The organism is Bartonella sp. P0282, assembly GCF_048452985.1.
GTDB classification, from domain to species: domain Bacteria; phylum Pseudomonadota; class Alphaproteobacteria; order Rhizobiales; family Rhizobiaceae; genus Bartonella; species Bartonella choladocola.
In genome coordinates, this window is the sequence record NZ_WTFO01000003.1 from 356,117 (window position 1) to 379,763 (window position 23,647).

The window sequence follows — 23,647 nt, forward strand, 5'->3', positions numbered from 1 at the left end:
CGCCGCGGTATGTTAAATAAATGAAACGTACATATCAACCGTCCAAACTCGTTCGTAAACGCCGCCACGGTTTCCGTGCGCGCATGGCAACCCTTGGTGGCCGCAAAGTGATTGCAGCCCGCCGCACACGTGGTCGCAAACGCCTTTCAGCCTGATTTCGACTTTATTGCTGACTGGTTCAAGGATTTTACAACGATATGGGGGAAAGTTTGTTTCGGCTACAGCTTTTTCCCTTCTTCGCTGCAAATGGTCCGGCATTGAAACACCCGTTGGAACCCGCTTCCTTATGGCAGAGTTTTGTTAAAGGTTTTTCCGATGCGTGAGAAATCCTACCTCCGCCTTCGCAAAAGGGCGGATTTTTTGGCATTAAGAAACGGTGAAAAACGACGTGGCCCGTTTTTTCTTCTGGAATCGAAAAGTCGCGATTTACCGGAAGAAATCAAGGAAAAAACCTTGCCGCGCGTCGGCTTTACCGTAACACGTAAAAATGGTAATGCGGTCAGGCGCAACCGCATCAAGCGGCGACTACGCGAGGCATTCCGGCTTTCATTGACGCGTGACAAAGCCGCTCGTAACATCGCCGCTCGTGACATCACCGCTCATGACAAGGCCGCCGCCACAAATTGTGACATCACCGCCGGCACAAATTGTGACATCACCGTTCGTGACATCACCGCCGGCGCAAATTGTGACCTTGTCAACGGGACAGATTATGTCATCATTGCGCGTCCCGATGCACTTGACGCATCATTCGCCAGTCTGACCGGAGAAATGAAGCGCCGGTTCGGACAAAAATGCAAAACTCGAAACGATAACAGGACAATCGCTCATGGAATATAATCGTAATTTTTTCATTGCTATTGGATTGTCTCTGCTTATCATTCTTGTCTGGCAGTTTTTTTACGTTGCACCGAAAAATGCCGACCAGCAAAAGGCACAAGAAATTGCCCGCCAGATCGAGCAAGATCAACAGGCACAAAATCAGGCCGTTCCGACTGCCGAAAATGGCACTGTAACACCGCCGCAAAACAAAGACGAAACAAACCCCGCCGGTCTTGAAATGACACCGGACGCCCGCAATGCGGCGTTGAACAAGTCCAAACGCGTTTTGATCGACACACCTGAACTGCAAGGGTCGATCAACCTTGTCGGCGCCCAGTTCGATGATCTGTTTTTGAAAAATTACCGCTTGACGGTTGACAAGAACTCGCCGGAAATTGCCCTTCTCAATCCCAATGGTTTCAACACAACCTATATCGCCGAATTCGGTTTTACCGGCAAGGGTTTGCCCGCCGGAAGCCTGCCGCAATTCAACACCGAATGGAAGGTTGATGGTGAAAACGCAACCTTGACACCCAAGACACCCGTTCATCTTGTCTATGATAACGGTCAGGGACAAGTCTTCCACCGTGTGATCTCGGTTGACGAAAATTATATGTTCACCATTTCGGACAGTGTCACCAATAATGCTTCTTCGGTTGTAAGCCTTCTGCCTTATGCGCGCGTTGCACGCGCTGCTCCTCCCGAACACGCAAGTGCCACCTATCTTCTCCATGAAGGCATGATCGGCGTTGCCGGTGATGACGGCCTCAAGGAAGAGAAATATGCCGCGCTCAAGGATTTGAAGCCGGATGCGTCAAACGAAAAGAAAATGGTTTTCGATAAGGTCAAAGGCGGCTTTATCGGCATTACCGACAAATATTGGGCAGTTGCCGCTATTCCTCCGCAGGACGAGGAATATACCAGCCGTTTTGTCTATTTCGATCGTCTTTCCACCCATTACCAGTCGGATTTGACCGGCAAGGCCATCACCGTCGCTTCGGGTGCAACCGAAACCATTACCAATCATTTGTTTGCCGGAGCCAAACGCGTTGAAGCCATCAATGCCTATCAGGACAATCTGAAGATTTTAAAATTTGAATTGTTGATCGACTGGGGCTGGTTCTCGATCATCACCAAGCCGATGTTTGCTCTGATCGACATTCTCTATAAGCTCACCAACAATTTCGGTGTAGCCATTCTGCTTGTTACTGTCATTTTGAAAGCGGTTCTGTTCCCGCTTGCCAACAAGTCTTATAAATCCATGGCACGCATGAAAGTTGTGCAACCGGCAATGATGGAAATCCGCTCCAAATATGCCGATGACAAGGTCAAGCAACAACAAGCCATTATGGAGCTTTATAGAACCGAGAAAATCAACCCGCTTGCCGGTTGCTGGCCGCTTCTGGTGCAATTCCCGATTTTCTTTGCCCTTTATAAAGTGCTCTATATCACCATTGAAATGCGCCATGCGCCGTTCTTTGGCTGGATTCAGGACCTTGCCGCCCCCGACCCGACATCGCTCTTTAATCTGTTCGGTTGGCTTCCCTATAATGTTCCGGCATTTTTGATGATCGGTGCATGGCCTGTCATTATGGGTATCACCATGTTCTTGCAAATGCGCATGAACCCGACACCCCCCGACCCGACACAGGCCATGATTTTCACATGGATGCCGATTGTCTTTACATTCATGCTTGCCTCGTTTCCTGCCGGTCTCGTTATTTACTGGGCATGGAACAACACGCTGTCGATCTGCCAGCAGGCAATCATCATGAAAAGTCAGGGTGCAAAGATCGAACTTTGGGACAATCTCAAAGCCATCTTCAAAAAGAAACCGAAGAAAGAGACCAAATAAGTGACAGACAGTCCTGCATTGGCGGGACTTTTTGCCCGTAACTGGATTTTTATCCGCGGTGTACCGGCAATGAAGTTTCTGCCGCCCGAAGGGCCAGCCGAAATTGCCTTTGCCGGTCGCTCCAATGTCGGCAAATCCTCGCTCATCAATGCGCTGGTTGGCCATAAAGGTCTCGCCCGCACGTCCAACACACCCGGCCGCACACAGGAGCTCAACTATTTTGTGCCTGACGGCTTTGCCGGCACTGTTGATGATTTGCCGCCGCTTGCACTTGTCGATATGCCGGGCTATGGCTTTGCCGAAGCCCCGAAAGCGCAGGTCGACCAATGGACAAAGCTGATTTTCGATTATCTGCGTGGTCGCACAACTTTAAAACGCGTTTATGTGCTGATTGATTCCCGCCACGGTATCAAAAAGAATGACGGGGATGTGCTCAGCCTTCTTGATAAAGCAGCCGTTTCCTATCAGATTGTGTTGACCAAGATCGACAAGATCAAACCGGCCGAACTTCAAAAATTGATCGAAAAAACCCATCTGACCATTGCCAAACGCCCTGCCGCTTTTCCGCACATCATTGCCACCTCTTCGGAAAAAGGAATAGGCCTTGACGATTTGCGGGAAACGATTTTAGAGGCTGCCAATCCGCTTGCCCGATAAGTTTTTGCCCGATCAAGTTTTTGTTCATTGAATTTTGCCCCGTCAAATTTCGCGCGGTTCAAATTTTACGTGGTTCAAATTTTACGTGGTTCAATTTTTGCCCCGTTAAATTTTACGTGGTTCAAATTTTACGCGGTTGAAGTTTCGCCCCTTCCAAGTTTTGCCCCGTTCAAGTTTTGTCCCTTTCAAGTTTCGCCCCGTCCAAGTTTCGCCCCTATCAAGTTTTGACCCTTTCACGTTTTGACCCTTCCAAGTTTTGACCCTTCCAAGTTTTGACCCGTTCAAGTTTCGCCCCTTCCAAGTTTCGCCCCTTTCAAGTTTCGCCCCTTTCAAGTTTCGCCCCTTTCAAGTTTTGTCCCTTTCAAGTTTCGACCCTTCCAAGTTACGCCCCTTCCAAGTTTTGACCGATTTCGTTTTCAAAAGTGGCGGCTTGAAAATGCGCGCCACAATAAACAAAACCTTTTTGGCAAGCGTGAAATTATTTGCAGTCATTGCCTCATCATTGAAACCCGGTTGGTAAAGGCCGGCTATTGGAAATCACTTCCTGCTTTTTAAAAAATCCTGCCTTCATTTTAAAAAATTCCCCCTTTTTCTGAAACTATTTGCGCGCAAAGCCTCACCAGCCAAACCCCTTTTATAAAAAACCGGCTCTGATCCTTGTCCGAAAAACAGTTCTCATGGAAAAGCCACCTGCTTACACTTGAACTCTTGCAGAAATTTTGAGAGGGCAAGACAAAACATCCGGCACGTCAAGACAAATCATGATTACGTCACTTCATGACTATGTCTTTTCAACTTGACCGGTTTGTTCATTCCGTTTTCAAATTATTAACGTTGAGAAACAATTTTTTGCCGTGTTTTACAATTGGTTAAGCATGAGTGTTGCAACAGGGGGAGCATTGTGGTTCCCTTTCTTGTTCTTCGGGCGAATGGGTTCTATAAGGTCTTTTGAAGTTTTTAAAAAACCAGAGTAGTCATGCTAACGCTTTTTCATCATCCGATGTCCTCTTCTTCCCGTTTTGTGCGGCTCATCCTCAATGAATATGATGTGGCCACCAACCTGATCGAAGAGTATGAATGGGCACGTCGGCGCGAGTTTCTTGTGCTCAATCCGGCCGGCAGTGTACCGGTACTTCTGGCAGAACGCGAAGTGCCGCTTTGCGGCGCCTATGTCATTTACGAATATCTTGATGAAACGCGCGGCGGCTTGCGCCGCGACCAGCGCTTCTTTCCCGAAAACCCGCTTGAACGCGCAGAAGTGCGCCGCCTGACCGAATGGTTTTTAACGAAGTTTGAAAGCGAAGTAACCCGTCACATTGTGCGCGAACGTATTTATAAACGCGAAATTCCGCTGGCGCAGGGAGGTGGTGCACCCGATTCACAAACCTTGCGCAATGCCCGTGCCAATATTCGCCCGCATATGAAATATCTCGAATGGCTTTGCGCCTCGCGTGACTGGCTCGCCGGAAACTCTATCTCTTATGCCGATCTTGCAGCCGCCGCTTCACTTTCGGTTCTCGATTTCATGGGCGAATTGGACTGGAAGTCTTTTCCTGCCTCGCGCGACTGGTATATGCGTATCAAATCGAGGCCGTCCTTCCGGCCGCTTCTGAATGACCGCATAAGGGGCATTGCACCGAGCACGCATTATGCCGATCTCGACTTCTAGCGACAAAGCAAAACTCAAGGATTTTCTCCTCGAAGAAGCCGCAGCCCTCGGTTTCGATGCCATTGCGATCACCGGTTCCAACAATCAAAAAGCCGGTATTCACCTTTTCGAGGCATTGAACCACGGCTATCACGGTACCATGGAATGGATGGTTGAAACCGCTAAACGGCGCATGGCTCCTGCCAATTTATGGCCGGAAGTCAAATCGGTCATTATGCTTGCTATGAATTACGGGCCGGAAGCGCATGAATTCCACGTTAAACCCGACAAAAGTTCCGGCAATATTTCCTATTATGCCCGCCATCGTGATTATCATGAATTGATAAAGGGGCGTCTCAAGCAGATAGCCTCGCGCTTTGTTTCGCGTTTCGGCGGCGATGTCAAAGTCTTTGTCGATACCGCACCCGTTATGGAAAAACCGCTTGCCCAACTTGCCGGACTTGGCTGGCAGGGAAAGCACACAAATCTTGTAAGCCGTGAATTCGGTTCGTGGCTTTTTCTCGGTTCCATTTTTACCGATGTGGAACTTCCTTTCGATCAACCGGAAATCGACCATTGCGGTTCTTGCCACGCCTGTCTTTCCGCCTGCCCTACCCATGCTTTTCCCGCCCCTTATCAGCTTGATGCACGCCGCTGCATCTCCTATCTGACCATCGAACTCAAAGAGCAAATCCCGCTTTCATTCCGTAAAGCCATCGGCAACCGCATTTATGGCTGTGATGATTGCCTTTCCGCCTGCCCGTGGAACAAATTTGCCAGAAACACACGTGAAATCAAACTCAAAGCACGAGAAAATCTGATTGCACCGAAACTCGATTTTCTTTTGAAACTTGATGATGCGGCTTTCCGTTCATTTTTTACCGCCTCTCCGGTCAAGCGTATCGGGCGCAACCGCTTTATCCGCAATTGTCTGATTGCTGCGGGAAACAGCGCCGACCGCTCGCTTGTCAATGTGGTCAAGCCGCATTTAAAGGATCCCGATCCGCTTGTTGCCGGTATGGCCGTCTGGGCCTTGAAACAACTCCTCACAAAAGCCGAATTTGATGAATTGGCAAAGCGTTCTATAACATTCTCTTCAGACCCCGATGTGTTAAAGGAATGGGAAGATTGAAACGGATAACGGAAAACGCAAAAGCGCCAGAACAATTCATGATGCTCGGAGCCGGTTATTCGGCTCGCGCCTTCGGTTCGCTTTATGGTGAAAACTTGTCCCTCGAACCCGACACATCAGACACCACTTCCGCCGCCCGAAAAAGCCGGATTTGCGGCACAACACGCACAAAAGAAAAATTCGCCTCTCTCGAAAGTGCCAATATCGAACCCTTTCTTTTCGACAAGCCGAACCCGTCCTTTTTTGAAAGGCTTGAAACAACAACACATCTTGTTATTTCGGTTTCACCCGATGACACAATGAGCGACGCGGTTTTGAACCGGCCCGACATTCTTGGCTCTATGCCGGCGTTAAAATGGATAGGCTATCTTTCCACCATTGGCGTTTATGGCAATCATGACGGCCGGTGGATTGACGAGTCTGCCCCCTGTCGCCCCTCGCTCAAACGCAACATTGCCCGCCTTGAAGTGGAAAAAAAATGGCAGGCTTTCGGGGAAAAACGCAATATTCCCGTTGCCGTTTTGCGCCTTGGCGGCATTTATGGCCCTTCACGCAACCCTTTTATAAAATTAAGTCAGGGCAATAAAACGCTCATTATCAAAAAGGGGCAATTTTTCAACCGCATCCATGTTGATGATATTGCCGGTGTCATCAAGGCTTTTTCTTCGGCAAAACGTGAAGGCATTTTCAATATTGTCGATAATGAACCGGCAGCGCCTGAAGATGTCATGCATTATGCGGCAAAATTGATGGGTGTGGCCGATCTTGAAGAAGTGCCCTTTGAAAAAGCCGATATGTCACCCATGGCACGTTCTTTTTATGGTGATAATAAAAGAATATTGAACCATAAACTTTTAAAAACAGGATATAATCTCGAATATCCCGATTATCGAACCGCATTGAAAGCCATGTGGGCAGATCATCTTCGGGGTAAAAAGTTCTAGCAATCGCACGCAAAACGGAAAAGCAGGCGGAGGCTTGAAAAAAGTTGCAAATATTGAACATTGTTGTGCTTTTAAAAAAAGTTTGCGCATTTGAAAGGCGTTAGGAATGTCTTCACGGTTCAAGTCACTCAACCGGATTTTGGCAACAACATTGGCCGCAGTTTTTTTGCCAATGGCGCTGGCGCATGGTGAAGAGCCGACCGAACAAACTTCCGACGCACCGGCAAAACAGGCTTTTGGTGCTGTCAGATTGCCCTCGTCCGGTCAAGCGCAATCCATCGGTTTTTATTCCAAAGGTTGTCTCAATGGTGCCGAAGCCCTGCCGATTGACGGCCCCAACTGGCAAGTCATGCGCCTTTCGCGTAACCGCAATTGGGGGCATCCGGCCACTATACGCTTTATCGAGCAATTGTCGCGGCAGGCTGCCAAAGATGGCTGGTCAGGCCTCCTCATCGGTGACATTTCGCAACCGCGCGGCGGGCCGATGCTGAACGGGCACGCCTCCCATCAAATCGGGCTTGATGCGGATATCTGGCTCACGCCTATGCCGGACCACCGTTTAAGCGCGGAAGAAAGAGAAAATATGCAAGGCGTATCTATGCTTAAAAAAGATTCGCTTTATGCCGACCCGAAAAAATGGACTCCCGAACGCACAGCCCTTATTCGCGATGCCGCAGAAAACCCCGCAGTCGAACGCATTTTTGTGCATCCGGGGATAAAAAAACAGTTGTGCGACACAGTCACCGGTGACCGTTCATGGCTCCAGAAAGTGCGCCCCTATTGGGGGCATTTCTGGCACTTCCATGTGCGGTTGAAATGCCAGCCGGGTTCGGACAATTGCAAACCGCAACCGAAAGTGACAGCCGGTGACGGTTGCGACAAATCGCTTGCCTGGTGGTTTACCGATGAACCATGGGCCGACAAAAAACCCAAAAAGCCCGTTACAACACCACCCCCGAAACCGCGTGTGATGATGGTTTCGGATTTGCCGAAGGAATGTCGTGCGGTTTTGAATGCACCGGAAAAACCGGCTAAATAGAAATGACTGTGCAAATATTAACAGCTTGAGAGAAGCGAATATATTTAATTGCTTGAGCAAAGCGAATATATTTAACTGCTTGAGCAAAGCGGATATATGAATAGCTTGAATAAAGCGGATCTTTGCAAATCAACCACCAAACCGAGGAATGGCCTTTATGCAAAATCAAAATCTGGAATTTCCTGTTCTTATCGGCGATATTGGTGGCACCAATATGCGATTTTCGCTCATCCTCAATCAGGCTGGCGAACAGCTTGCCATTGCCACCCGCAAGGTTGATGAATTTCCAACCATTGAAGAGGCGATCCGGCTAACCATTCTACCACTTTTAAAGACGGCTCCGAAATCGCTGTTTCTGGCCATTGCCGGTCCGGTCACCGGCGATCATATCAAATTGACCAATTGTGACTGGGTTATTGCCCCGAAAAAGTTGATAAAAGAATTCGGCTTCAACGAAGTCTTCATTATCAATGATTTCGAGGCACAAGCCCTGTCGACGGTGACCCTGCCGGAAAAATATCTGCAAGCCATTGGCCCGATAAACACCGCGACAGATAATACAAAAGTCATTATCGGCGCCGGTTCGGGTCTCGGCATTGCCGGTTTGATCTATCTTGACGGTCGCTATATCCCGATTGAAGGAGAAGGCGGACATGTCGATTATGCCCCGCAAAGCGAAGAAGATCTTGCTCTCTACCCGTTTTTGAAAAAAATTGTCGGCCGTGTAAGTGCCGAAGAGCTGTTAAGCGGGCGTGGGCTTCTCAACATCTATCGCGCATTCTGCGACATGCGCGGGGTTCCCTCCAATATCGCAGTGCCTGAAGAAGTTACGGCTGAAGCCTTGCTTTTCCATCAACAATTTGCCCATCAACAATTTGCCAATCAACACCGGCCCCATGACAATCCGGCTTTTGACGCAGTCCGGTTTTTCATCAATTATCTCGCGCGTCTTGCCGGTGATTTTGCCCTCGTTTTCAAAGCCGAAGGCGGCGTTTATATTGGCGGGGGTATTTTGCCGGAAATGCTCCAACTGCTAGACGAAACCGAATTCCGCAAAAATTTCATCCACAAACAGCCGCACGAGAAATTGCTTGAAACAATCGCTACCTTCATTATCCTTCACCCGCGAGCAGCTCTTGTCGGAATGGAATCTTATGTCCGTGATCCCGCTCGCTTCATGCTTGATAAGGAAGGCCGGTTCTGGGTCAAAAACCTGAAGTAGCCCTTCCTTCGGCACTTGTCGGAATGGAATCCTATGTCTGTGATCCCGCTCGCTTCATGCTTGATAAGTAAGGCCGGTTTTGGGTCAAAAACCTGAAGTAGTCCTTCCTTCGGCACTTGTCGGAATGGAATCCTATGTCCGTGATCCCGCTCGCTTCATGCTTGATAAGTGAGGCCGGTTTTGGGTCAAAAACCTGAAATAGCCATTCCTTCGGCACTTGTCGGAATGGAATCCTATGTCCGTGATCCCGCTCGCTTCATGCTTGATAAGGAAGGCCGGTTCTGGGTCAAAAACCTGAAGTAGCCATTCCTTTGGCACTTGTCGGAATCCTGTGTCCGTGATCCCGCTCGCTTCATGCTTGATAAGTAAGGCCCGTTCCTTTTCTATCATACCTGTTAAAGTCAAAAATACCGGTTAAAAACCGGAGTAAACAGGAAACACCCCGAATATAGTAACCAATCCCGATTGACGTCTATAAAACCAATTTTCGCCCGACAAAGTCCCGACAACAATCAAGCGGAACTATAAAACCAATTTTCGCCCGATAAAGCCCCGACAACGATCAAGCGGAATGATCGACACTGTTAACCACTTGAAGGCATTTTTTCACCCTATCGCGACAATCTTCTTCGTCTTTTCAGTGCTCACATAACCTGCCTTTTACCTGACACTTTTTATTGAAACAGAAAATTATTTAAACCGACAAAATTTTTCCCGTTCCGTTTGAAGTTTCATACGGTCAATCCGGCAAAAAATGTACTTTCAATTTATAAATTTTTAAAAATGCAAACGCAAAATATTATTTTTGTGTTAACGATATGTGTGGCGTATGCCATATCGGCCTTGCTTTCCTGTTTGATAGCTCTTAAAAAACTCGTTCGGCGAATTACCAGATTTCTTTGGAAGAGCTGCACTTTCATTTGCTTCTCGGGGTTTTATCATGTCATTCAAACTGAAATATTTGCATTCGGTTTCGCTATGTGCCTTTTCTGCGGCAATAGGCATAACCGCTTCCACAAGCCTTGTTGCAAATCGCGCTTTAGCCGGCGAGATCAGCTATAATGGAAGTGATAATAGCCTGCTTCTCAAGGATTCCACATCGAATTCCGATCAATATAAAAGCCTCTATTCGCAAACTAACCTTTCCGGAAATACCGTCACAGTCATTGGCGGGTCAGACAAGCAGATAGAATGGTCGACAACAGATGGCGCCATTGCGCCTTATATTATTTATGGCGGGGTCGATATCTTCGAGGAAAATAAAGCGGCTTCCCACCCCCTTAGCGATAATATCTCCGCTAACAACCTCATCATAAAAAATGTTTCCTATGACTGGTCAGCCACTACTGCCGAAAATAACCATTCTTATTCTCAACCCGGTCAATTCGGCGGCGGTTCCATAATCGGCGGGCTGAGCTATGGCAATGCTTCAAATACAAGCGGTAATGAGGAACAAAAGAACGGAGTACATGGCAAAAGCATTTCCGGAAACTCCATTATCCTTGAAAATGTCAGCGTGACGGGCGGTAATGGCGGCAATGCAGCGAATGAAAAAAACGTGATGTCAACCGTTGCAGGAAGCAGTATCGGAGGCATGGGAGGAGCTTCTATTTTTGGTGGATTGAGCATTGGAGTTACCGAATACGCGTTCGACCATGATGACGAAGAGGGCGACAGCGGAAACGGCGGTGACGTATTCAATAATACAATAAGTTTGAAAAATGTAACCCTCATTGGCGGTGCTGGTGGCAATGGCGGAGCTAATCCCGATATGGATGATAACGCGGGAGGTCTAGGTGGTTTCGGCGGCGGCTCCGTCTTTGGTGGTGTCAGTATCGGTGCTGCAGGTGGGCCTCTTGAAGCCGGTGATGGCGGTGCAGTCCATGATAATCAAATTTCTCTTGTCGATGTCACATTGACTGGCGGAAATGGCGGAAATGGCGGTTTGTCGAAAGATGATGCCGGTTCTGGCAATGGTGGCGTGGCTGGTGGCTCTGTCTTCGGCGGTTTATCCATCTCCAGTGCCAATGGTTTTGGCACAAAAACATCTGGCAAAGGTGGAAACGTTTACAACAATCATATTCTTCTCGACAATGTCACTTTGAATGCCGGCAATGTCGGCAGAAGTGGAGGAAAAGGTAGTACGGGCGGTGCCGGAATTGACGGGCTTGAGGGCGGCTCGGTTTTTGGCGGGGCCAGTATCGGCGGAGCAAGCGGAGATGGTGATGGCAGAGAAAGCACGGCCGGAAAAGGTGGCGATGTTAAAGACAATACAATCGTCATTTCCGGAAAAACCCATATCTCCGGCAATGTTTATGGCGGCTTTTCGCAAGGTGGTGCAGCCGGCGAAAAAGCGAAAACAGGTTTGTCTGGCGACATAACTGGAAATGCCATTACACTTGAAGGCGATGGAATAACCATCGGCAAGCGCGACGCAAGCGGCAATATAGTAAGTTACGGCGCAATTTATGGCGGTTACAGCCTGAAAGGCGACGGCACAATCAATGAATTGGCCAATGTCTTTACCGGTAACACTCTCACTCTTGACGGCTATCGCGGTAAAGTCTCCGGCATTTATAATTTCCAGAATTATCACTGGATTTTGCCGACCGATGTGAAAAATGGCGATACCTTGATAAAAATTGCCGAAGGCGGCAAGGCTGTTGATCTCACCAATACCAACCATACAATTGCCGATATGGCTCCTTCGGGGAACCGCCTTGAAACCGGCAATATCGTCACTTTGATCGACAAAACCAGCGGAACACTGAACGCACAAAGCGCTTACACCATCCATCAAGGGCAATTCATTGTCTATCAGGCAAAACTTCAGCAGACGCACGACAGCGATAATGCTCTTGTTCTGAAAATTGCCAGAAGACAAAATGACGGCACAACCGGAAACAATAGCGACGAAAACGGCAACGAAAATAACACTGGCGGCAATAGTGGCGGAAACGGCGGAGGCAATTCCAGCGGCGAAAATAACACTGGCGGCAATAATGGCGGCGGAAATATTTACCAAGGGGGGCAATCGGCCGCACAATTGAACCCGCAGTCGAAGGCTTATTCGGAAGGTCGTGCAGCAAGCCTCGGCTTTGTTTCGCAAGGCTCCGATGTTATTGCCAACAGCATGGGCACAATTAGCAGTATGGCAACAACAACGGATAACCGCATCAATCATCCGCTCTATGTTCCCTTTATCATGACCGGCGGTTCTTCCTCCCGTTATCAAACCGGAAGCCATGTCGAGATTGACGGTTTCAACATGATTGCCGGTCTTGCTTTCGGCTTTAACCTTGAAGCCGGTCATAAAGTCACGACCGGCGCATTCTTTGAATATGGCCGCGGCACTTATGACACCTATAACAGTTTCGACCGTTTCGCTTCTGTCAAAGGTGACGGTGACAGCGATTATAAAGGCGGTGGCATTTTCGCCCGTCTTGAATTTGCCGGAACCGGTCTCGGATTGGTGAAAAATCTGAAACCCGACGAAACGGACGGGCTTTATGCCGATGCATCTTTGCGTTTCGGCCAGTCGGACGGGAAGTTTACTGCCGGTCGCAAATTCGGTCTTGAGGAACAGGAGGTCGACTATCGCGGTTCTTATGACAGCACGGCCAATTATTTCGGTGGCCATGTCACGGGCGGCTATGTCTTCAATTTTGATGACCGGCGTGCTCTTGATGTCTATGGCCGCTATTTATGGACGCGTATGGAAAGCGATACGGTTAAAATCGACCAAGAAAAATTGCATTTCGACAGTTCGACGAGTTCACGTATCGAGCTTGGCTCCCGTTATTCCTATCAATATAATGATTGGTTCAAGCCTTATATCGGCGCAACTTATGATTACGAGTTTGATGGCGATGTCGGTGCAAAAGCTTATGAATTCGATTTGCACAAACCGTCACTTGAAGGCTCGACCGGCATTTTTGAAGCCGGTTTCAAGATGAACCCGTTGAGAGACAACAAAGCTTTGACAATCAATGTTGATGGTCAGGGTTATGTCGGCGCCCGTCAGGGTGGCGGTGGCGGTGTCAAACTCAAATACGAGTTCTGATAAAACACGCTTTTACGAGTTCTGATAAAACACGCTTTGGCAAAGGGTATATCTCGAACTTTGGCAAAGCAAAGTTTCAGACTTTGGCAAAGCAAAGTTTCAAGCTTTGACTAAGCGGAGTTTCAAACTTTGGCAAGGCAAAGTTTCAAGCTTTGGCAAAGCAAAGTTTCAGACTTTGGCAAAGCAAAGTTTCAAGCTTTGGCAAGGCAAAGTTTCAAGCTTTGGCAAAGCAGAGTTTCAGACTTTGGCAAGGCAAAGTTTCAGACTTTTTCAAATCAATGTTTCAGGCGTTTACAGAGTAAAGTCTCAGGCTTTTAGAGAGCAAAGTCTCAAGAAGACCACCTCTCGCCGGAGAGATTGCGAAAAACCGGGCTTTGTTAGGCCGGTTTTCGCCCCCGAATAAATCCGGATTTCATGGGGAACACTCCCTTTTCGGCTTTACCGCCTTTATTGCGGGCGACTTTTTTCGCCCCCCACCCTATTCATCTCATTCCGGTCTTTTCATTTTGGTCTTTTCATTCCGGAAAATTTTGCTTTTGACTTTTCGCGAATGCCATCCTCACACCTATTGACGAGAAACACATCCGCAATTTCAAAAGAAACCCGCTATAAAATTCTTCAACTCTAAAATTCTTCAATTCTAAAATTCTTTAAGCGGTATCTTGCTTTTTAATTGTCTGGCAATTCCGGAATTGGTTTATATTTTATCGCTCTCTTCTTCCTGCAAAAGTTTTGCCCATCTCTCGACAAAGCGGTTTTTCGACAATCTTCCACAATCACCAATTTTTCTCCAACAGTTGGATTTCTTGTGCGATTGCCTGCTATCAGCAAAACCGGAAAACCTTAATGACTCAAAATGGCCAACCTGTTTTGTGATATTTTTTCAAACTTTGTCAAAAAGCATAGTGTTGCAATCTCCACCGGTTTTTAGAGAATACCGCCAAACGCCAGACAAATCCTCCCGAATGGTGAAGAAAAGCCAAGGATGAAATTCTATTATTCGCTTTTTAACGCCGCTAAAACCATCATTTTTCAAATAGCATTCTATGTTTTTGCTTCCCGAAAAACTATTACAGGAAACCGATTTTCACTTTTATTCATATTGAGAATTAACATTAAAACAAAGTTATTATGCCAGCTAATTTATTATATTTATAATACTATTTTTTAATATTTAACGACATAAATATATATATTATTTTTATTATGTTATTTTATTTTATAAAAAAATAAGTTAAAATACATTTTATTTTATTTTATTAATTAGAATTTTTTTGTGTTATTTTCTATTTATTATTGATTTCATAATTTTGTGTTTTTCTCCTTTTAAATTTCAATGGATCAAGATAGACTGCGTTTGATTCATGCGCCATCGATTAATCGGCTATCTGCCGATGAAGAGCGCTTCTTGTTTTTTTGCGACTCCGGCCTTGGCCATGAAAGAGCGAGGAAATTTTATGCACCTTTCTTCTAAATACAGCCCCCTCTCGAAGGTCTTGTTAAACGCTGCCTCGTGCATCGTTCTTTCGGCTGTGGCTTTTTCAGCCATGACAGTGGAAGAGGTGAGAGCGGACGAGCTTACCTATGACGGCACTGATAACAGCGTTTTAACCGCAGATCCGACAGATATAAATGCTTCCCGCATGAGCCTTCTCCCGCGCACGAGCGATCAAACCAATACACTGACCGTTAAAGGGGCAGTCGCGGGGCAAAGAACGCATTGGGAAAACACTGTTGCTCCCTATAATGTCTATGGCTTTGCTTCTGTGCAATATGATGTGACAGGCAATAATGGCATTGACGGAGCCTCTAACACAGGGGCGATCGTGTCGGTCAAAGATGTTGAATATGACTGGAGCGGAGCCGGAAATAAAGCAACAAATGCCGAACAAGCCGGTCGACTTGGTGGCATGGGGGGTGGTTCGGTTTTTGGTGGCCTCAGTGCAGGCGCACCGGGGAGTACCGCCTATGATGGTACGAATGCGGCCTTGGGAGGAAATGGCGGTTACATCAAGGGCGTTCATGTTACCCTTGATAATGTCGCCATTCATGGAGCCGATGCAGGTGAGGGAAATAGTTCACCCGATGACAACCATCGTGGAAGCACTGTTGGCGGCATGGGGGGTGGTTCGGTTTTTGGCGCAATCAGTATCGGTGGTGCCGGAGCCTGGTCTACACATTCAACCGCCGATGGTTCAAATGGTGGCAGCGGAGGCGACATAAGCGGCAATTATGTCACTTTGAAAAAAACCGACCTTTATGGTGGCAAAGGCGGCAATGGTGGGTCGAAAGCCGGTGGAAGTACCGCGGGCTTTGGCGGTGCAAGTGTGTTGGGCGGTGTTTCTATCGGCGGTGCCGGTGGCACCAGCTATAGCGGAACCCAACATAATAGTCAGGGTGGATCAACCGGTGTCATCTCCGATAACCACGTTATTTTAACGGATGTAACTTTGACCGGAGCCGACGGCGGTAATGGCGGCTCGACCATTAACGATAACGGGAGTGGCGGAACGGCTGGTCTGGGTGGCGGTATCATCGGAGGCGGACTGGCAATTGCCGGCGGAGGTGGTTTTGCCGGAGGTAGCGGCGCCTCGAATGCTGATGGCGGTAATAGTGGCGCCATCCATGATAACGAGCTCATCCTGAACCATGTAACAATCAAAGGCGGAAATGCCGGTAAAGGCGGTGACGGCGCACCCAATAGCGGCGGTGGCGTTGGTGGCATGGGTGGTGGTCTGATTTTTGGCGGCATGACAATCGGCGGTGCCGGTGGCTCCGGCTATGCGGCTGATACGTCGAGCGGTAATGGAGGTGTCGCCGATTATGTAAAATCCAATAGCGTTACATTGGTTGATGTCACGATTGACGGAGGCGCTGGCGGCGCTGGCGGCTCGAGCACAACAAGTGGTGGTGGTGCCGGTGGCGCTGGCGGCGGTACGGTTTTTGGCGGTCTTTCCATGGGAGGGGCCGGTGGTGCCGGTGACGCAAAATCAAACACGGAAAATAGCGAGAGTAGAGGCGGTAATGGCGGCAGTAGCGGAGTTGTCAGCAACAATATTATTTCTCTCGATCACACAACACTGAATGGCGGTATTGGCGGCAAAGGCGGTCAAGGTGGCGGCATTGGCGGCATAGGCGGCGGCAGTGTTATCGGCGGTTTGAGTACCGGCGGCGGCGGTGGCAACGGCTCGAATTCAAAGAAATATAATGGCAATGGCGGCGATAGCGGCGATGTTACCAATAACCGGATTAAGATTGTCGATTCCACATTGAACGGCAATGCGGGCGGTACCGGCGGGTCAATTTCCCATACGATTACAATCTTGGACGAAGAAGGCGACAAGAGTGTTAGTATGGGTGGCAGCGGTGCCGGTGGCGCTGGCGGCGGCAGCGTTTTTGGCGGGATCAGCCTTGGTGGTGCCGGTGGCTATGGTTCGCAAGGGGGATTGAAAAACGGCACTGGTGGCAATGCCGGTACTGTGAGTGGCAATATCATTATCCTTGAACGGGTAGAACTTCACGGTGGTGCTGGCGGCGCTGCCGGAAATATCGATGGCGAAAACAATAGCAATGAAGGGTCCGGTATTCGCGGTTCGGATGGCGGAAGTATCTATGGTGGTGCAAGTGTCGGTGGTGCTGGCGGAATAGGATATGACGCGACACAAACCAATGGTAATGGCGGCAAAGGTGGCAATGTCACCAATAACCGTATCAGTTTGACCGACGTGACACTTTATGGCACGAAAACGAGCCCTAATGGCGATCATAAATACGGGGTTTATGGCGGCGTCAGCATTGGCGGAGACGGTGGCTTTGGCGACATTAGCAACAGCATTGACAAAAACGGCGGCAAGGGTGGTGATGCCGGTGATGTCAGTGGCAATACAATTGAAATTTCCGGAAAATCCGCAATCAATAAAGATATTTATGGCGGTCTTTCACAAGGTGGAAAAGCCGGCACTCACTTTAACGACAAAAATCAGCTCATCAATAGCGAGGTGGGGTTCGGCGGCAATGCCAACCACAATACCGTAACTCTTAACGGCGACCAGATCGTCATTGGCGAACGCGATGAGAGCGGAAATGTCACACAATACGGCTCGATCTGGGGTGGTCGCAGCCTTAGTGGTGATGGTCAAGACTGCCTCACAGCCGATGTTTTTTCCGGCAATACTCTCAATCTCAACGGTTACCGCGGAACCGTTTCCGGTATCTATAATTTTGAAAATTATAACTGGACTTTGCCGACCGATACCAAAAATGGCGATACAGTGATAAAAATTGCCGAAGGCGGTACACCGGTTGATTTGACCAATACCAAGCACACAATCGCCCAACTGGACGCGAAAGCACCACGCTTTATTGCCGGTGACGCCATCACTTTGATTGATAAATCTGCCGGCAGTTGGTCACCTGCTTCCTATGCGCTCAAACAGGGTCAATTTATCTTTTACGATACAACGCTTAAACAAAATAAGGCCGGAGACAACACCGCTTTCATTCTGCAAATTAACAAGAAAACCGACAAAACTCCCGATCACGATCATGGTGAAGATCACGATCACACCGGTGATAATACCGGTGGTGGCGATCATACCGGCGGTGGAGACAATACCGGTGGTAACACTGGTGGCGGTGATAATACCGGTGGCAATAATGGCGGCAATCACAACAATCCGGGGCAATCGGCCGCACAATTGAACCCGCAGTCGAAGGCTTATTCGGAAGGTCGTGCAGCAAGCCTCGGCTTTGTTTCGCAAGGCTCCGATGTTATTGCCAACAGCATGGGCACAATTAGCAATATGGCAACAACAACGGATAACCGCATCAATCATCCGCTCTATGTTCCCTTTATCATGACCGGCGGCTCTTCCTCCCGTTATCAGACAGGAAGCCATGTCGAGATTGACGGTTTCAACATGATTGCCGGTCTTGCTTTCGGCTTTAACCTTGAAGCCGGTCATAAAGTCACGACCGGCGCATTCTTTGAATATGGCCGCGGTACTTATGACACCCATAACAGTTTCGACCGCTTTGCTTCTGTCAAAGGTGACGGTGACAGCGATTATAAAGGCGGTGGCATTTTCGCCCGTCTTGAATTTGCAGGAACCGGTCTCGGATTGGTGAAAAATCTGAAACCCGACGAAACGGACGGGCTTTATGCCGATGCATCTTTGCGTTTCGGCCAGTCGGACGGGAAGTTTACTGCCGGTCGCAAATTCGGTCTTGAGGAACAGGAGGTCGACTACCGCGGTTCTTATGACAGCACGGCCAATTATTTCGGTGGCCATGTCACGGGCGGCTATGTTTTCAATTTTGATGACCGGCGCGCCCTTGATGTCTATGGCCGCTATTTATGGACGCGTATGGAAAGCGATACGGTTAAAATCGACAAAGAAAAATTGCATTTCGACAGTTCGACGAGTTCACGTATCGAACTCGGCTCCCGTTATTCCTATCAATATAATGACTGGTTCAAGCCTTATATCGGCGCAACTTATGATTACGAGTTTGATGGCGATGTCGGTGCAAAAGCCTATGAATTCGATTTGCACAAACCGTCACTTGAAGGCTCGACCGGCATTTTTGAAGCAGGCTTCAAGATGAACCCGTTGAGAGACAACAAAGCTTTGACAATCAATGTTGATGGTCAAGGCTATGTCGGCGCCCGTCAGGGTGGCGGTGGCGGTATCAAACTCAAATACGAGTTCTGATAAAACACGCTTTGGCAAAGCAAAGTTTCAAGCTTTGGCAAAGCTTTGCATTTTGCAACAGTTACGCTTAGCCAATTTCAAAAAGTTGCGCTTTGCAGAATTGATTTTGACTGACAGGAAATTCTTGTCTTATAGATTTTGACAAACAATGAATTGAAGCCTTACAGAAGACACTCCGTAAGGCTTTTTTGACGAATTAAAATCCACACGAAAGATAGCGAGCGCGAAAAGCAGATAAAGCCCGAAAAACCTGAAAAGCGTGAGAGGCAGAAAGAACGCAGAAAGCAGAAAAAGCAGGACACGCAAAAGTTTGCGAATGAACAACGCCGAAGTTTGTCGGCGAGGCTTCAATAGATGATCTTATCGGGGCACTTGACGCGCAGAATTGTTCCGGCGAATATCCAAGACAAGATCGTATCAATCAAATGCGAAAGCAGAATTGTTCCGGTAAAAGATCCATGCAAGATCATCCTGTTTCAAAGGCGAAGCAGATTTTTCCGTCAAGACAAAGCATTTTCGGGCACATCTTCCGATTACTGAACACCACCCCGCCTCCACTCGACCGGCAAACGCGCCGCCTCTTAAACCGGCGCAAAACAACGCAAACGACCATCACCGTTCTATTGACTGTTAGATCAACAAATCCTGTTAAGAAGTCGATCAATTGACTTTCAAACAGCTTTGCGAAACCCTTTTTCCAAAGCGGTCTCTCAATTTGCTAAAATAGCCATTCATTCCCCCTTGTCACAACGGCCTATCAAATCCTTTTGCCAAAGTGGCCCGCCGGATCATTTCGTCAACGCAACCTGTCAAATCCTTTTGCCGGAACGACCGGTCAAATGCGTTCGCCAAAGTGACCCGCCCGCCCCTTTCATGAAAGCGTCCGCCAATTGTCTCGGCCTTGAAAAACCAAGGGAAAAGTGAAAAATCTTCAGCATTCTAACAAAGCCTGCAATGTCACTTTAACAAGTGGCAAAGGGTTTGCAAAAAATTGTAAAGGGTGAAACAAGTTGCTGTTTTATAACCGGTTTCAACCGGTGATAAAAAGATAAAACAGGCCAGTCATTTCACCTCCTATTTTTTCGCTCTCTGTTTTGACGAGAGAGAGATACCCTTCCCGATTTAAAAAATCACGCCAACCATTCTGTTTCCAAATTGAAAACCTCTGACCATTTTGCCTGAAGCTTCCAATTGCTTGACGTTATTGAGGAAATTTTCATCTGCTCCACCAAAGAGAGGATGCGTATCATAGTCGGAACGGCCAATCACTTCGACGCTATCGTTCTCCACCGCTTGTAAAAACTCGTTCCGATCGGCACACGGCCAATAGGCCAATATTTCTTTCGCATAAGCCACGGCAATTTTCTGATATTGCTCATCTGTCAAACGGTCTGCATCGTCCGATTCAAAAAAAACTCTGAACAGTGATAATCATTCTGGCATCTTTATAGGGCTGATAATCATTGATATTGAAATCTTTGCCCATTGCATCCTGAAGTAAACCAACGACTTCGGAAAAATCGGAAATTTCCCCGCCACTCATTGGCGCTTGATCTGCACCAAGAGGTAGAGGACGCGAATGATCTTTGACCTCGCTCTGCTTTTTCTGTTCTTTACTCTCGGCTCACTGTTTTGGCGCTGGATTTATCAGCGGCTGTATTTCCGCTATTGCTTAACGCCTCACGTAGAATTTTTAATGCAGTTTCAGAGTTGGAATAACCAACATTCATGTTTGTGTTGATATTGACTATATCACCTCTCCACAGGTGATATACGGTTTCAAGCTATCATGGCTCCCCCACCGAAAATTCAACATTCTTCATGGATGCCCGTTAATAAAATAATACAAAATTCCAATCGAGCCTATAGCTGCAATATATTATAATTCATTTTATCTTTTTTATAATCAATTAACGGTTTTTTTGTGCATAATTATGAGAATTTGAAATATATAAATATTTTCTATATTTATCTTTTTTGTGATTTTTAAAAATATTTTTCCTGACAGTTCTATAATGATATTTTTAAAACTCACCCCAAATCACACCCCAACTCACAACAGAAGAAAGCGCATAATCTCTGACTGAAGTGCTAATGAAACGACAAATAGAAATATTGATTATTTTCTTTCTTTTAAAATATTGAAATAAAAAACAAATATTTTACTTAAAACTATTAATAAACTTTTGTTCAACTAAAACGAAATCCCGCTTTTTCTCGCCGGAAATAATCCTTCAAGCCCGCTCACATACGGCTATGCTTCTTGATGCACAGGCAACATATTTTTTGCCAGCCAAGCCAATTCCGGCGATTTCAATCTTCAACTTGATTATAATTTCTGCTGGCGAAGAATTACAACCGGCTCAAACAGTAAATTTGAAGCCCGTTCTGTTTTCTGCATAAAAATCCGATTTTATCTTTTTATATTCCGGATCACCGTAAAGATCGGGCATTTCGCGACCAGCGAGGAAAGCAATAGAACTTTCGTTAGACATGCGAATATAGAAAGCTTTCAATTTTTTATAGAGACTGTTTGCGATGTCATAATCCTTGGCAATAACACCATCGCTTCGAGCATAGTTCTCGTAAATGACAACAGCATTCGCGCGCCTTTTTGCCCATTGAAACGTCTGCTTTTCTAAAGGACCTGCTTGATCTTCAAACTTTATCAACGCCTCGAAACCTGCTCTATGACTACCAGTCGCCTGATAGACCCTCGTATATTCATCCATGCCCATTTCATAAATGAAGAACTCTGCTGTATCCTGCTGGTCTTCCGTATAAAGTCCATCTTTATTGGCCATGATTTCAGCAAGTTGATTGCGCGAAAGTCCTTTGAAACTTTCAGCATCATCTGTCACGTTGATACGGGCAGGTTTCAACTTTTCGGCCGCAACAGATGTCGCTGTATCACTCCCCTTGGGGGTGGACGTTGTTGCCGTATTCTGAGTGGAAAGTTGATTGATGCCATAAGCGGAATAGGATGTGTTTATCATTTGACTCACCTCTTATGCACCACCCCACTTGATGCATAAATGAAGGGAAAATGACAGCCATCATGTCTGCCTTTATGGACCCGATCGGCATTATTCATTAATGCTATTTTGATTATATTATATTTTACTTTTAAATTCAAATTTTTCAAAAATATCGCTCTATTATAAATTGATTATTGATGATATTTTCTCTCTAAATCTGCAAATCAAAATAATCCGAATGGAATATGAGTGACATGAATATTCTTTCGAGTTCATCATTTTGGCGTTCCGGTTAAACCTCTTGCACTTTCAAAACCGGATTCGGCTTTCTTTTATTTATAAAACGCAAAATATTGTTCCTGATTGGAAAAAGCCTTCTGTCACCCTTAGTTAAAAAAACAACCGCCTCTTCCTGGATAAAGGCCGTCACCCTCGGCATCCGGTTTTTACAAAAAAACATTCCGTAACGATTTTTCCGATTGCCGATTATTCCTTTCCGAAATGAAAAGTCGCAAAGAAAACCGGAATTGTCGGCAATAGAGATGAACGAATTATAGATGGCGAACGGAAACGACATAGATAGCGAAAACCGGCCTTCAAAATTCGGCAACCGAATAATTTTTTAAAAAACGGAATGCCGCTTTATTCACCGGTTAAAGCTCTTCTCATTTTCTTGCCAATCAGATAAAACGTAAAATAATGATTTCGCAATAAAAATGATTTGCAGGAGAAGACAATGCGTTTGGCGGTGGTTGGTGCTGATGGTAGAATGGGTAGAGAACTGCTTTCGGCAATCGGGCGGATTGAAGGTGTCGAACTTCAAGGCGCCATTGTCAAATCGGATTCGCCATTTGTAGGGAAAGACGCAGGCCTCCTTATTGGTCAGGAACCTCTGGGTATCACCATTACCGATGATCCTTTACCGGTTTTTGCCAAGGTCGAAGGTGTTCTTGATTTTACCAGTCCGGAGGCAAGCGTTCTTTATGCAGGTTATGCCGCTCAGGCGCGCATTGTCCATGTGATTGGCACTACCGGTTTTTCCGAAGAAAATGAGAAGAAGATCAAAGCGGCTGCCGCTCATGCAACAATTGTCAAATCAGGCAATATGAGCCTTGGCGTAAACCTGCTCGCGGGGCTCGTCAAAAAAGCGGCCAAGGCCTTGAATATGGAAGATTACGATATCGAGATTGCCGAAATGCACCACCGCAAAAAGGTTGATGCCCCTTCCGGCACAGCGCTGCTTTTAGGCGAAGCCGCCGCAGAGGCTCGCAATCAGAATTTGGCAGAAGTGAGTGTGCGCGGGCGTGACGGGCATACAGGCGAAAGAAAAGCCGGTACAATCGGTTTTTCGTCGTTACGCGGTGGCACTGTGGTCGGTGACCATTCGGTGGTGTTTGCCGGTGAAAACGAGCGCATTGTTCTTTCACATCTTGCACAGGACCGTTCGATTTTTGCCGATGGCGCGGTGAAAGCTGCACTCTGGGCACAAAAGCAAAAGCATGGACTTTATTCCATGGCCGATGTTTTGGGTCTTAATGATTAATTGACTTGAGTAAACCCCTATCAAGGAGGA

Annotated in this window: 17 protein-coding genes and 1 pseudogene; 14 read left to right on the plus strand and 4 right to left on the minus strand. The window is 47.2% G+C overall.

Annotated features, from left to right (window positions below; genetic code table 11):
- The first annotated feature begins 20 nt into the window (after positions 1-20).
- From rpmH to yihA, 5 genes and pseudogenes are all read left to right on the plus strand, one after another.
- Positions 21-155, plus strand: coding sequence for a 50S ribosomal protein L34 (gene rpmH, locus GQS64_RS10680; protein WP_077993314.1), 135 nt, complete (start codon positions 21-23; stop codon positions 153-155).
- Between the two features lie 42 nt (positions 156-197).
- Complete coding sequence (locus GQS64_RS10685) at positions 198-323, plus strand: hypothetical protein (RefSeq protein WP_256435149.1); 126 nt, start codon at positions 198-200, stop codon at positions 321-323.
- Positions 316-570, plus strand: a pseudogene (gene rnpA / locus GQS64_RS10690) (ribonuclease P protein component); the annotation flags it as partial. The gene GQS64_RS10685 and the pseudogene rnpA, both read left to right, overlap by 8 nt.
- A 259-nt stretch (positions 571-829) precedes the next feature.
- Positions 830-2,677 (plus strand): membrane protein insertase YidC, encoded by a 1,848-nt coding sequence (gene yidC / locus GQS64_RS10695; RefSeq protein WP_198231564.1) that lies wholly within the window; start codon positions 830-832, stop codon positions 2,675-2,677.
- Positions 2,678-3,334, plus strand: a complete 657-nt coding sequence (yihA, locus tag GQS64_RS10700) for a ribosome biogenesis GTP-binding protein YihA/YsxC (protein ID WP_198231565.1) — start codon at positions 2,678-2,680, stop codon at positions 3,332-3,334. It abuts the gene before it with no gap.
- A gap of 345 nt (positions 3,335-3,679) precedes the next feature.
- Here yihA and GQS64_RS10705 read toward each other — a convergent pair whose 3' ends face one another.
- Positions 3,680-3,826: a hypothetical protein gene (locus GQS64_RS10705; RefSeq protein WP_198231566.1), complete on the minus strand. Its 147-nt coding sequence runs from the start codon at positions 3,824-3,826 to the stop codon at positions 3,680-3,682.
- Between the two features lie 484 nt (positions 3,827-4,310).
- On the opposite strand from GQS64_RS10705, the gene GQS64_RS10710 reads away from it, so the two are divergent.
- The 8 genes from GQS64_RS10710 (at position 4,311) to GQS64_RS10745 (ending at position 19,096) form a co-directional block, all read left to right on the plus strand.
- Entirely contained in the window at positions 4,311-5,003 is a 693-nt protein-coding gene (locus GQS64_RS10710; protein WP_077993320.1) for a glutathione S-transferase family protein, read from the plus strand.
- Positions 4,984-6,114 (plus strand): tRNA epoxyqueuosine(34) reductase QueG, encoded by a 1,131-nt coding sequence (queG, locus tag GQS64_RS10715; RefSeq protein ID WP_198231567.1) that lies wholly within the window; start codon positions 4,984-4,986, stop codon positions 6,112-6,114. Before GQS64_RS10710 ends, queG begins: the two co-directional genes overlap by 20 nt.
- A complete protein-coding gene (locus GQS64_RS10720; protein WP_246798552.1) occupies positions 6,111-7,058 on the plus strand; it encodes an SDR family oxidoreductase in 948 nt (315 codons plus the stop codon). Before queG ends, GQS64_RS10720 begins: the two co-directional genes overlap by 4 nt.
- A 106-nt stretch (positions 7,059-7,164) precedes the next feature.
- Positions 7,165-8,097, plus strand: a complete 933-nt coding sequence (mepA, locus tag GQS64_RS10725; RefSeq protein ID WP_198231569.1) for a penicillin-insensitive murein endopeptidase — start codon at positions 7,165-7,167, stop codon at positions 8,095-8,097.
- Positions 8,098-8,254: 157 nt separating this feature from the next.
- Complete coding sequence (locus GQS64_RS10730; RefSeq protein WP_198231570.1) at positions 8,255-9,319, plus strand: glucokinase; 1,065 nt, start codon at positions 8,255-8,257, stop codon at positions 9,317-9,319.
- Between the two features lie 180 nt (positions 9,320-9,499).
- Complete coding sequence (locus GQS64_RS10735; RefSeq protein WP_256435150.1) at positions 9,500-9,622, plus strand: hypothetical protein; 123 nt, start codon at positions 9,500-9,502, stop codon at positions 9,620-9,622.
- 637 nt (positions 9,623-10,259) lie between these two features.
- Entirely contained in the window at positions 10,260-13,382 is a 3,123-nt protein-coding gene (locus GQS64_RS10740; protein ID WP_198231571.1) for an autotransporter outer membrane beta-barrel domain-containing protein, read from the plus strand.
- A gap of 1,457 nt (positions 13,383-14,839) precedes the next feature.
- On the plus strand, positions 14,840-19,096 hold the full coding sequence (locus GQS64_RS10745) for an autotransporter outer membrane beta-barrel domain-containing protein (protein WP_198231572.1): 4,257 nt from the start codon (positions 14,840-14,842) through the stop codon (positions 19,094-19,096).
- Between the two features lie 1,122 nt (positions 19,097-20,218).
- Here the strand turns inward: GQS64_RS10745 and GQS64_RS10750 are convergent.
- The 3 genes from GQS64_RS10750 to GQS64_RS10760 form a co-directional block, all read right to left on the minus strand.
- Positions 20,219-20,482 (minus strand): hypothetical protein, encoded by a 264-nt coding sequence (locus GQS64_RS10750; RefSeq protein ID WP_198231573.1) that lies wholly within the window; start codon positions 20,480-20,482, stop codon positions 20,219-20,221.
- A gap of 19 nt (positions 20,483-20,501) precedes the next feature.
- Complete coding sequence (locus tag GQS64_RS10755) at positions 20,502-20,639, minus strand: hypothetical protein (protein ID WP_198231574.1); 138 nt, start codon at positions 20,637-20,639, stop codon at positions 20,502-20,504.
- 820 nt (positions 20,640-21,459) lie between these two features.
- Positions 21,460-22,092, minus strand: a complete 633-nt coding sequence (locus GQS64_RS10760) for a hypothetical protein (protein WP_198231575.1) — start codon at positions 22,090-22,092, stop codon at positions 21,460-21,462.
- Positions 22,093-22,810: 718 nt separating this feature from the next.
- On the opposite strand from GQS64_RS10760, the gene dapB reads away from it, so the two are divergent.
- A complete protein-coding gene (gene dapB, locus GQS64_RS10765; protein ID WP_198231576.1) occupies positions 22,811-23,617 on the plus strand; it encodes a 4-hydroxy-tetrahydrodipicolinate reductase in 807 nt (268 codons plus the stop codon).
- Positions 23,618-23,647 lie beyond the last annotated feature (30 nt).